The sequence below is a fragment of the Aeromonas sp. R5-1 genome (assembly GCF_040908265.1).
Taxonomy (GTDB): domain Bacteria; phylum Pseudomonadota; class Gammaproteobacteria; order Enterobacterales; family Aeromonadaceae; genus Aeromonas; species Aeromonas caviae.
This window is the reverse complement of the sequence record NZ_JBFODJ010000110.1, coordinates 63808-75652: the sequence shown is the minus strand read 5'-3', so window position 1 is coordinate 75652 and position 11845 is coordinate 63808. Positions and strand designations below refer to the sequence as shown.

8 protein-coding genes are annotated in these 11845 nt (G+C 64.2%); 4 read left to right on the top strand and 4 right to left on the bottom strand.

Annotation, left to right across the window (positions count from 1 at the left end):
* The first annotated feature begins 60 nt into the window (after positions 1-60).
* From AB5Y64_RS15790 to AB5Y64_RS15780, 3 genes are all read left to right on the top strand, one after another.
* Complete coding sequence (locus tag AB5Y64_RS15790) at positions 61-1407, top strand: MATE family efflux transporter (protein ID WP_010674075.1); 1347 nt, start codon at positions 61-63, stop codon at positions 1405-1407.
* Between the two features lie 11 nt (positions 1408-1418).
* A complete protein-coding gene (locus AB5Y64_RS15785; RefSeq protein ID WP_039039859.1) occupies positions 1419-2009 on the top strand; it encodes a hypothetical protein in 591 nt (196 codons plus the stop codon).
* A 276-nt stretch (positions 2010-2285) separates the two neighbouring features.
* Positions 2286-2501 carry a YdcH family protein gene (locus AB5Y64_RS15780; RefSeq protein WP_005313020.1) on the top strand — a complete coding sequence of 72 codons (216 nt, stop codon included), beginning with the start codon at positions 2286-2288 and terminating at the stop codon, positions 2499-2501.
* A 161-nt stretch (positions 2502-2662) separates the two neighbouring features.
* Here the strand turns inward: AB5Y64_RS15780 and nifJ are convergent, their stop codons facing one another.
* The gene (gene nifJ, locus AB5Y64_RS15775; protein ID WP_368204208.1) at positions 2663-6238 is read right to left on the bottom strand and encodes a pyruvate:ferredoxin (flavodoxin) oxidoreductase; all 3576 of its coding nucleotides are present in this window, start codon (positions 6236-6238) and stop codon (positions 2663-2665) included.
* Entirely contained in the window at positions 6235-7896 is a 1662-nt protein-coding gene (locus AB5Y64_RS15770) for an NAD(P)-binding protein (RefSeq protein ID WP_227263515.1), read from the bottom strand. Before AB5Y64_RS15770 ends, nifJ begins: the two co-directional genes overlap by 4 nt.
* A 350-nt stretch (positions 7897-8246) precedes the next feature.
* Between AB5Y64_RS15770 and AB5Y64_RS15765 the strand changes: the two genes are divergently transcribed.
* Positions 8247-10049, top strand: a complete 1803-nt coding sequence (locus AB5Y64_RS15765; protein ID WP_227263514.1) for an MOSC N-terminal beta barrel domain-containing protein — start codon at positions 8247-8249, stop codon at positions 10047-10049.
* Between the two features lie 80 nt (positions 10050-10129).
* On the opposite strand, the gene htpX is transcribed toward AB5Y64_RS15765, so the two are convergent.
* Together htpX and bioD are read right to left on the bottom strand one after the other, a co-directional pair.
* Complete coding sequence (htpX, locus tag AB5Y64_RS15760) at positions 10130-11002, bottom strand: protease HtpX (RefSeq protein WP_010674070.1); 873 nt, start codon at positions 11000-11002, stop codon at positions 10130-10132.
* A 113-nt stretch (positions 11003-11115) separates the two neighbouring features.
* Complete coding sequence (gene bioD / locus AB5Y64_RS15755; RefSeq protein ID WP_103243453.1) at positions 11116-11796, bottom strand: dethiobiotin synthase; 681 nt, start codon at positions 11794-11796, stop codon at positions 11116-11118.
* Positions 11797-11845: the final 49 nt, after the last annotated feature.

Sequence of the window (11845 nt, the reverse complement as noted above, 5' to 3'; positions counted from 1 at the left end):
GGTGTTAAATGCCCCTCCAGTTGGCCCTGACGAGGGCCATCGCCAGCACCTGGATATCCCATGCAGACTCAATCCCACGCGGGCCCGGGCTCCCTCTTCGCCCTGACCTGGCCACTGTTCATCGATCTGGCCCTTCACTTTCTGACCGGGGCCCTCAACACCTTCATGGTGGGCCACGTCTCCTATCAGGGGGTGGCGGCCCTCGCGGTGGGCAACCAGGTCTTCGATCTCGCCATCACCCTGTTCAGCTTCGTCAGCATCGGCACCAGCGTGGTGATCACCCAGTATCTGGGGGCGGGAGACAAGGAAAAAGCCCGCGTCGTCATCCACACCGCCATCGGCTTCAACCTGCTGGTGGGACTGGTGGCCGCGGTCGGCGTCATGGCGGGGGCCGGCACTATGCTGGCGCTGATGAACCTGCCTGCCCACCTGATGAGCGACGGCAGCCTCTACCTGCAGATCATCGGGCTTTGCCTGCTGCCGGAGGCGGCGGCCCTCTGTCTGGCCGCCACCCTGCGTGCCCACGGACACACCCGCCAGGCCATGTACGTGACCCTCATCGTCAACCTCATCACCTTCGTCGGCAACCTGCTGCTGCTCTACGGCTGGTTCGGCCTGCCCCAACTCGGGGTCGCCGGGGTCGCCATCAGCACGGTGGCGGGGCGCATCGTCGGGGTGGTGCTGCTGGTGTGGCTGGTGGCGCGCAAGACCGGCATCCGGCTGCGTCTGCCCGAGATCGTCCGCCCAAGCCGCGCCATGCTGGACAAGGTGCTGCACATCGGTCTGCCGGCGGCGGGGGAGAACCTCTCCTGGATGCTGCAGTTCATGGTGGTGACCGCCTTCGTCGGCCTGCTCGGTGACAAGGCGCTGGCGACCCAGTCCTACTTCTTCCAGATCTGCCTGTTCATCCTGCTGTTCGGCCTCTCCATCGGCCTTGGCAACGAGATCATCATCGGCCACCTGGCGGGGGCCCGACGCTTCGATCAAGCCTATCGCCAACTGATGAAGAGCCTGAAACTCGGCCTCATCGTCACCGCCGCCATCGCCATCGCCGCCGCCCTCAACGGCCGCGCCATCATCAGCCTGTTCACCGACGACGCCGACATCATCACCCAGGTGGCGCAGCTCTTCCTCATCAGCCTCATCCTCGAACCCGGTCGCACCTTCAATCTGGTGGTGATCAACGCCCTGCGCGCCACCGGGGATGCCCGTTTCCCGCTCTACATGGCGCTCGTCTCCATGTGGGGCATTGCCGTTCCCCTGGCCTATTTCCTTGGTATCATGCAGGGCTATGGCCTGGTAGGCATCTGGCTGGCCCTCGCCTGCGACGAGTGGGTGCGCGGTCTGGCCATGTTCTGGCGCTGGCGCAGTCGTCGCTGGCAAAACAAAATTCTTGTCGAAACATAAGCGGAATCACCATGAAGAAAATCGGACTCTTGTTGACGGCCATCCTGCTCAGCCCGCTCGCCATGGCGCAAACCGCCCCGGCGACCCCCAAGGCGCAGGCTCCCCAGACCTGGTATGTGGCCCCCATCGTCATCGACGAGACCAGCGAAGCCCAGAAGGCCCTGACCAAGGAGTTCACGGCCCAGATGATCAAGACCATCAAGATCAACGAGTACCAGACCGGCAAGGCGGTGGGCAAGACCAAATCGCCCAAGTGGCTGATCCGCACCAAGCTGATGCCCGCAAGCCAAGAGCCCCTGGTCGGCAAGAAGCACCCGCAGGGCCTCACCTACGGCAAGGGCATCCCCACCCAGGAGATCGTCGGCGAGCTCATCATGAACGGCACCCTGGTGGCCCACATCGGTCAGGGCTGGCGCGAACCCATCGTGCCGGGCACACCGGTGGCGGAGAAGATCTCCATCGCCAACTACCAGTACGCCATCGGCAACGAGGCCAAGGCGCCGGATCTGGAAGAGCTGGCGGCGCAGATCGGTTTCGAGGCGGGCAAGGTGATTGCCAGAGACGGCAAGCCCCTGCCCGAGAAGAAAAAGAAAAAAGAGTAAACGGCTCACCCGTTTCCAGTCAGGGGCCTCGCGCCCCTTTCTGTTGCCCGTCCCGTTACAGACCCCCTCTCCCGAATGTGAAGCGGATCCCGCTTCTTTCCTCTGCTGCCCCAGGGCCAGCAGGCAATCATCTTGTAATTCAAACAGTTAAAAATCGCCCTTCCCATGCAACAAATCCGTGGCCCCGAATTGGATCGGGATCACGTTTCTCCCCGGCAGTAAGGGGTACTTTGGTCTTGCAGGCACAATCAAACGACAACAAGGAGGCTTCATTACATGTTTCCGGAGTACAGAGATCTCATCTCGAAACTGAAGAGCAGTGATGTCCATTTCCAGAAGAAGTTTGACTTGCACAACGACCTGGATGCGGAGATCAGAAAGCTGGAGAAACACCACGCCAGCGACTACAGCTCCGAGGTGAAGGATCTGAAAAAACAGAAACTTAAACTGAAAGAGGAGATATACGACATCCTCAAACAACATCCACACTAGACGCCTCGACGAATACCTGGATAAGCAACTTATCCTGCCAGCCCGGCCCGACGCCGGGCTTTTTGTTGGCCGTCCCAAGACGCGGCAACGGCCACTTCCCTTGGCACCGGAAAACGAAGCGGGCCAATGGCCCGCTTTCTCATACCTGTTTCACCCCATGATCACACCGGCGGATGGAAATGGCTGGCTTCGCGGGTGGCCATCTCCTCGTAGGTGGCCCACTTCTGCCACGCCACTTGTTGCGCCACCTGCATCAGCCGCTCGGCCTCCTGTGGGTGGCTCTGGGCCAGCACCCGATAACGGGTCTCCTGCTGCCGGTATTCGGCAAGGGGGATGGAGGGGCGCAGGCTGTCGAGGCTGAAGGGGTTCTGCCCCGCACTGCGCAATACCGGGTTGTAGCGCATCAGCGGCCAGTGGCCCGAATCGACCGCACGCTTCTGTTGGGCCAATCCCTGCTCCATGTCGATGCCGTGGGCGATACAATGGCTGTAGGCGATGATGAGCGACGGGCCCGGATAGGCTTCGGCCTCACGCAAGGCCTGCAGCGCCTGCTGCGGATTGGCCCCAAAGGCGATGCGGGCAACATAGACGTTGCCGTAGGAGATGGCCTGCAACGCCACATCCTTCTTGGCCAGCGTCTTGCCTCCCGCAGCGAATTTGGCGACGGCACCGAGCGGGGTCGATTTCGACATCTGGCCGCCGGTGTTGGAGTAGACCTCGGTATCCATCACCAGCACGTTCACATCGCGCCCGGAGGCAAGCACATGATCGAGTCCCGCCGAGCCGATGTCATAGGCCCAGCCGTCGCCGCCGATGATCCAGACCGAGCGGCGCACCAGCTGATCGATAAGCGAGAGCAGCTCGCGGGCCTTGCCGGATTTCACCTCCTCCAACCGTTCCCGCACTTGCGCCACCCGGGTGCGCTGGGCACGGATCTCCGACTCCAGCCGCTGCGGAGCGCTGATCAAGGTATCGACCAGCTCTGCGCCCAGCTCCCCCTTCATCGCTTCGAGGGCCGCCACCGCCTGACCGTGATGCTGATCGGCGGTGAGACGAAAACCAAAGCCAAACTCGGCGTTGTCCTCGAACAGGGAGTTCGACCAGGCCGGTCCCTTCCCTTCCGCGTTCTTGGCCCAGGGGGTGGTCGGCAGGTTGCCGCCATAGATGGAGGAGCAACCGGTGGAGTTGGCCACCAGCATGCGGTCACCAAACAGCTGGGTCAGCAGCTTGAGGTAAGGGGTCTCGCCACAGCCAGCGCAGGCGCCGGAGAACTCGAACAGGGGTTCGAGGAACTGGGTGCCGCGCACCGTGGAAAAATCCACCCGCTCGCGGGCCGGCCACGGCAGGCTCTCGAACCAGCGCAGCGCCTGTTTCTGGCCAGCCAGATGGGGGGCCTTGTCCATCATGGCGATGGCGCGCTCGCCCTCGTGTTCCTCATCAGCCCCAGCCCGCACCGGACAGGCCTGCACGCACTGGCCGCAGCCGGTGCAATCCTCCGGATAGAGTTGCAAGGTGTAGCGGCTGTCGGGGAAACCCTTGGCGGTGACGGGCACCGACTGGGCCACCTCGGGGGCGGTCGCCAGCCAGTCCTGATGGTAGAACTTGGCCCGCAGCGCCCCATGGGGGCAGACAAAGACGCAGTTGCCGCACTGGATGCAGATATCCGAATGCCAGATCGGGATCTCGCGGGCGATATCCCGCTTCTCGAAGCGGCTGGTGGCGGTGGGGTAAGTGCCATCCACCGGCAGCATGGAGACGGGGATCAGATCGCCGCGCCCCGCCAGCATCTCGCCGGTGACACGCTGGACAAACTCGCTGCCCCCCGGTGCCAGCGGCAGCGGATAGTCGCTGATCTGCTCCTCACCGGCCGGGATGACCACCTGATGGAGATGAGCCAGGGTGTCGTCCACCGCGGCGAAGTTGCGCGCCACCACTTCGGGCCCCTTGCGGGCATAACTCTTCTCGATGCTCTCCTTGATAAGGGCTATGGCTTCGTCCCGCGGCAGCACTCCGGCCAGGGCGAAGAAGCAGGTCTGCATGATGGTGTTGATGCGATTGCCCATGCCGTTTTGCTCGGCCACCCGATCGCCGTCGATGCAGTAGAGCTGGATATTGAGGGCGCGGATGCGGGCGCGCAGCCGCTCGGGCAGCTGGTCCCAGACCCGGTCAGCCTCATAAGGGGCGTTAAGCAGCAGGGTGGCCCCCTCGGCGGCGTGCTCCAGCAGATCCACCGACTCCACAAAGCCCCACTGGTGGCAGCCGATAAAGCTCGCCTGCTCGATAAGCCAGGGCGCGTCTATGAGCTCGGGGCCAAAGCGCAGGTGGGAGACGGTGCGCGAGCCCGACTTCTTGGAGTCGTAGACGAAGTAGCCCTGAGCGTGGAACCCCTCCAGCTCGCCGATGATCTTGATGCTGTTCTTGTTGGCGCCCACGGTGCCGTCGGCACCGAGGCCGAAGAAGAGCGCCCGCACCCGGCTGGCAGGCTCCAGATCGCCGATGGGGTGCCAGGCCAGACTGAGGCCCGACACATCATCCACTATCCCCACGGTAAAGCGCGGGCGCGGCGCATCGGATGCCAGCTCCTCGAACACGGCCGCGCACATGGCGGGGGTGAACTCTTTGGAAGAGAGGCCATAGCGACCACCACTGAGCCAGGGCAGCCGCTTGATAAGGCCGCGCTGCAAGCCGTCGATGAGGGCACTCTGCACATCCAGCAGCAGCGGCTCGCCGCCGGCGCCCGGCTCCTTGGTGCGATCCAGCACCGCCATGCGGCGCACGCTCTGCGGTAGCGCATCGAGCAGTGCCTGCACCGGGAAGGGACGATAGAGGCGAATGACCAGCACCCCGGTCTTGCGATCCTGCCGGTTGAGCCAATCCACGGTGGTGCGGGCGGTGGCCGCTCCCGAGCCCATCAGCACAATGACATCGGTGGCATCGAGCGCGCCGTGGTACTCCACCAGCTGGTAGTGGCGGCCGGTCAGCTCGCCGAGGCTCTCCATGCACTGCTGCACCCGGGCCGGTACCGCCTCGTAGAAGGGGTTGACGCTCTCGCGGGACTGGAAATAGGTGTCCGGGTTCTGGGCGGTGCCACGCATCACCGGATGATCCGGGTTGAGCGCCCGCGCACGGTGGGCGCGTACCCAGTCGTTGTCGATCAGCGCCCGAATTTCATCTTTATGCAATGCGGTGATCTTGTTCACCTCGTGGGAGGTGCGAAAGCCGTCGAAGAAGTGGATGAAAGGCACCCGGCACTGCAGGGTGACACTGTGGGCGACCAAGGCCAGGTCCTGCGCCTCCTGCACCGAGCCGGAGGCGAGCATGGCAAAGCCGGTGCTGCGCGCCGCCATCACATCCTGATGGTCGCCAAAAATCGACAACCCCTGCGCCGCCAAGGATCGGGCCGCCACATGGAACACCGCCGAGGTCAGTTCACCGGCGATCTTGTACATGTTGGGCAGCATCAGCATCAGCCCCTGACTGGCGGTGAAGGTGGTGGCGAGCGCCCCTGCCTGCAGGGCGCCGTGTACCGTGCCGGCCGCCCCCCCTTCGCTCTGCATCTCCACCACCGTGGGGATGTTGCCCCACAGGTTGGTCTGCCCCTCCGCGGCCCAGGCGTCGGCCAGTTCGGCCATGGTCGAGCTCGGGGTGATGGGGTAGATGGCACACACTTCGCTCAGCTGATACGCCACCCGGGCCGCGGCTTCGTTGCCGTCAACCATGATCAATTCATGTTTCATTGGGACTCCTCCGGTTGGCGCAGCTCGATGGCGTGGCAGGGACACTGGTCATGGCAGGCACCGCAGCCGGTGCAGAGTTCGGCATCCACCTGATACCCCAGACCCGGCCCCAGCTTGGCGATGGCCTGCTCTGGGCAGCTGCCGTAGCAGCCGTCGCACTCGAAGCAGTTGCCGCAGGAGTAGCAGCGCGCCGCCTCGTAGCGGGCGGCCACCTCATCCAGCCCGCCGATGATCTCGCCAAAGTCGTCCCGCGCCCACACCGGTTTGACCGGCTGACTGCTGGCCGGGGCGTGGGTCTGGAACCAGAGCTGCAACTGCTCCGGCCCCACCAGCGGCTTCCCTGCCTGCAAATGGGAGAGCGGCTTGTGATAGAGGCGACCGCGCAGCCAGGCATCCATATGGCGCGCCGCCTTCTTGCCGTGGCCGGTGGCGATGGTGACAGTGCGCTCGGAGGGCACCATGTCGCCACCGGCAAAGAGGCCCGGCACATCCGTCATCAGGTTGCCCGCCACCTGTACAACCCCCTCCTTGTTGACCCGCACGCCGGGAATGCTCTCCAGCACGCTCAAGTCCACCTCTTGGCCCAGCGCCAGAATGAGGGAGTCCGCTTCGAGGGTTTCAAACTTGCCGGTGGGCACCGGCTTGCCCTCGGCATCCAGTGCCATCACCTCCACTTCGATATTGGTACTGTCGAGCTGGCGGATAGTGCGCAGCCAGTTGATCTTGATCCCCTCCTCCTCGGCCTCATCGGCTTCGAAGGCGTGGGCCGGCATATGATCCCGGTCGCGGCGATAGATGATCATCGCCTCTTCAACGCCCAAACGGCGAGCGGTGCGAGCCGCGTCCATGGCGGTATTGCCACCGCCGTAGATGGCCACCCGCCGCCCCAGTTTGGGTGGCGGAAAGCCTTTCTCTTCGGCCAGACTGGCCTGCTCGAGGAAACTCACCGCATCGAGGATCTTGCCCGCCTCCCGGGCCGGAATATCGACCCGCTTGGCCAGATGGGCGCCGATGGCCATGAAGACGGCGTCAAAACCACCCTCGTCGCGCACTTTGAGCACGTCTTCCACCTTGTGGTTGAGAGTCAGGGTCACCCCGGCAGCGACGATGCGGGCCACCTCCCGATCCAGCACATCGCGGGGCAAGCGGTAGGCGGGAATACCGAAGCGCAGCATGCCGCCGGCGAGCGGGCCCGCTTCGCGGATCTCCACCTGATGGCCGAGCCGGTTGAGGTGCCAGGCGCAGGAGAGGCCGGAGGGACCGGCGCCAATGACCAGCACCTTCTTGCCGCTGGCGGGTGCGGGGGGCGCAGGCTGCCAACCTTTGGCCAGCGCTTCGTCGCCGAGGAAGCGCTCGATGGCGTGGATGGAGACGGCATCATCCACCTGGGCACGGTTGCAGGCCGTTTCGCAGGGGTGATAACAGACCCGCCCGTGGACTGCAGGCAGGGGATTTTCTTCGATCAGTCGTTGCCAGGCCGCCTCAAAGCGGCCCGCTTCGGCCAGGGCAAGCCAGGCCTGGATGTTCTCGCCAGCCGGGCAGGCATGGTTGCAAGGTGGCAGGGCCGGCCGCCAGACGGGCAGCCGGGTGCGGACCGGGCCTGTTCCCGTTTTCTGGGAGAGATCCGGCTGTGGGGTCATATCCAGTTGTTTGCTCATACATTGCTTTCTTCTTTTTGTGTGACAGGCCCCATCCGAATGCGCTTGATACCGTGTTGCCTGGGCAGACGGTGGCCGGAGGGGGAAGAAGCGAAAGCGTCAGAAACTGGAAGCTGGCCCGATGATGGGCCGTTTTTTGTACGACATGGTGGATCAGGATCAATAAATGTTGCGCTTTATGGGTCGCCCCCTTCACAACCGGATCCCCGTCACACCCCGCAGCCATTCGGGCCTGTCGCCCGAGCCCCCTCGCCGCCCTCGACGTGGGCAGAAGGAGAAGATTGCCGCCCGGGACAGGAATCGTTATCTTCCCCTCTTCACAGGAATCGCCACAGCACAAGGACCAGGACATGCCGACCCTCGCCAGCATACATCTCTACCCCATCAAATCGACGGCAGGCATGCCGCTGGAGCGCGCCCGGGTGACCCAGGAGGGACTTGCCGGGGATCGCCGCTACATGGTGGTCAAACCGGATGGCACCTTTATCACCGCCCGCACCCATCCCCAGTTGCAGCAGGTGGTGGCCACCCCCGTCGAGGGGGGGCTGCAACTGCGCTATCCAGGTCTGCCCCCCCTTGCCCTCATGGAGGCGGCGTTCAGTCGCGCCCCTCAGCACACCGGTGTCTGGGGGGATCGCTTTACCGCCCTGCACACCGGGCCCGACGCCGATGAGTGGCTGAGCCGGGTGGCGAGGGAGCCGGTGCGCCTGCTCTGGCTCGGAGAGGCATCCGATCGTTTTCGGGAGAAGACCGGCACCCGGGTGAGCTTTGCAGACGGCTACCCCTTGCTGCTCATCAGCCAGGCTTCCCTTGAGGATCTCAACCTGAGATCCGATGCCTTGCACCAGATGAGCCAGTTTCGTACCAACCTGGTGGCGAGCGGCACCCGCCCCTTCGAGGAGGATGGCTGGAAGCGGATCCGCATCGGCGAGGTGGAGTTTCGGGTGGACAAGCCGTGCAGCCGCTGCATCATGACCACGGTGGAGGCAGGCACGGAGCGCTTCAATGCCTTGAAAGAGCCGCTGGCTACCCTCACCCGCTACCGCCGTGGCGAAGATGGTGAGGTCTATTTCGGCCAGAATCTGGTGGCCCTGAACGAGGGGTGGATTGAAGCGGGCAGCGAGATCGAGGTGTTGGAGCGGGCCCGGGCGCCGGTCTACCCCAACGCGGCCCCGAAAAAACGGGAGCTGGTGTGCGTCGCCCGGGAACCCCTGGCCCGGGATCTGGAAACCTTCTGGTTCGAGGCCGCCGACGGCGAGCCCCTGCCCGACTACCTGCCTGGCCAGCACCTGCCCATCAGCCTCGATATCAAAAACACACGGGTTCAACGCCGCTACACCCTGAGCTCCACGCCGGAGCGGCCCGAGCGTTACAGCATCAGCGTCAAGAAGCTGGCCGATGGCCGCCTCTCCCCCTGGCTGCACCATGAGCTGCGCGTGGGCGATCACCTGCTGGCCGCTCCCCCGGCCGGCGAGTTTCACTTAGGGACCGAGCGCAGGCTGCTGCTGCTCTCGGCGGGATCCGGTGTCACCCCCATGCTTTCCATTGCCCGCACTCTGGCACTACGGGGGGAGCTCGATGACGTCCACTTCATGCACCTGTGTCGCAGCGAGGCAGACATCCCTGCCGCCAGCGAGCTGCACGCCATGGCGCAGCAGGGAATGACCCTCACCCTGATCCTGAGCCAGCCCGATACGCACTGGCAGGGGCTCAAGGGGCGGCTGGACGATGTTCACCTCAAACAGATCAAAGGGTTGCAACAGCGGGAAGTGTTTATCTGCGGCCCCCACGGCTTTATGGCCGATGCAGCCAACCGGCTGACCGCCCTCGGCGTACCGGCCGGGCGCATCCGCCAGGAGAGCTTTGGCGGGGCCCTGCTCTCGGTGGCCCGCACCCATCAGGCGGTGCAACTGCGTATCGGCGAGCGGGAGTTTGCGGGCAATAACCAGGGCACCGTGCTGGATCAGGCCAACAAGCAGGGGGTAGAGCTGCCCTGGAGCTGCCGTGCCGGCATCTGCGGCAGTTGCAAGCAGACCCTGGTCTCGGGCGAGGTGGATCACCCCGATGCCCCCGCCATCAGCGCCGCCGAGCGGGCCGAGGGCAAGATCCTCACCTGCTGCGCCGTGCCCCTGACGGATCTGGTGATCAAATAGGGTGATCGGGGGACAAAACCCCGTCCCCGGAATGCAAAACGGCTGCCCGAGGGCAGCCGTTTTCTTTAGATGACTGGCTATCAGCCACGCAGGGCGGCGATGCGCTGCTCGATGGGCGGGTGGCTCATGAACAGCTCGCTCATGGAGCGCTTGCCGTTGATGCCGAACGCCATCATGGAACCCTCCATCTGCGGCTCGGCACCGCGGGCGAGACGCTGGAGCGCGGCAATCATCTTGTCGCGGCCGGCCAGCTTGGCGGCACCGGCGTCGGCACGGAACTCGCGCTGACGGCTGAACCACATGACGATGATGGAGGCGAGCACGCCGAACACCATCTCCAGCACGAACACGGTGATCATGTAGGCGAAACCGCCGGTGCTGCTGCTCTCTTCCTCGTTGTTGGAGCTGAAGAAATTGCTGATGACGCCGGCCACGATGCGGGCGAAGAACATCACGAAGGTGTTCACCACCCCCTGGATCAGGGTCAGGGTCACCATGTCGCCGTTGGCCACGTGGCTCACCTCGTGGGCCAGCACGGCTTCCGCCTCGTCGCGGCTCATGCTGTAGAGCAGACCGGAGGAGACGGCGACGAGGGAGTCGTCACGGCGGGCGCCGGTGGCAAAGGCGTTCATCTCGGGGGAGTCGTAGATCCCCACTTCCGGCATCTTGATGCCAGCTTCACGGGCCTGACGGGCAACAGTGCTCACCAGCCAGTGCTCGGTCTCGTTGCGGGGCTGCTCGATGACCTGGACGCCATAGCTGCGCTTGGCCATCCACTTGGACATCAGCAAGGAGATAAAGGAACCCCCAAAACCGAACACGGCGCAGAATACCAACAGACCGGAAATGCTGGACTTGTTGATCCCCAGAACCGAGAACAGGATATTGAGTACCACCCCCAGCACCAGCATGACGGCCAGGTTGGTCACCAGGAATAGCATAATTCGCTTCATATTGACTCCTTGTGAGATATGGATGCATGGTTCGGGGCGCCCCAGGGGCGACCGATGCCACACTTGCCCCAGATAATAGACAGACTCGATGAATGTTTGCTGAATGTCTGGCCTCAGAGCAAGGGCGACACATCGAGACAGTGGTGCAAATCCACCTCATTCACCGCGTCCACGAAGGGGAGTTCCCCCAGAAATGGGGCCGGCAACATGGCTTTCAAGGTGTCCAGGTTCTCCTCGTAGCGGCTCATGTGCGGATCCACCCGGTTGATGACCCAGCCCGCCAGGGTCAACCCCTGCTGGCGAATGGCGCTGACGGTGAGCAGGGCATGGTTGAGACAGCCCAGCCTGGCCCCCACCACCAGGATCACCGGCAGCCGCTCCTGGGCGACCCACTCCGAGAGCAGACGCTGATGATCCAGCGGCAGGAACCAGCCCCCCGCCCCTTCGACGATCACGAGTTCGGCCCCAGCTCCCTCAATCTCCCGCAAGCCGGCGGACAGCCCCTCGAAGGGGATGCTCGCCCCCCGCTCACGGGCGGCGATATGGGGGGCGATGGGCGGCTCGAAGGCATAGGGATTGACCTGCTCGTAGGGCAGCGCAACCGTGGCCGCCCGCTGCAACAGCAAGGCATCCAGATTGCGAAGCCCCTCCGGGGTGCGGGTGCAGCCCGCCGACACCGGTTTGTACCCGGCGCAGCGAATGCCTCTGGCGGCAAGCGCCAGCAACAGGGTGCGGGCCACCAGGGTTTTGCCCACGTCGGTGTCCGTGCCCGTGATGAAATAGGATGTCCCCATGATGATTCCTCGATGCAGTGCAGGGGCGCAGAGGCGCCCCGATATCCAT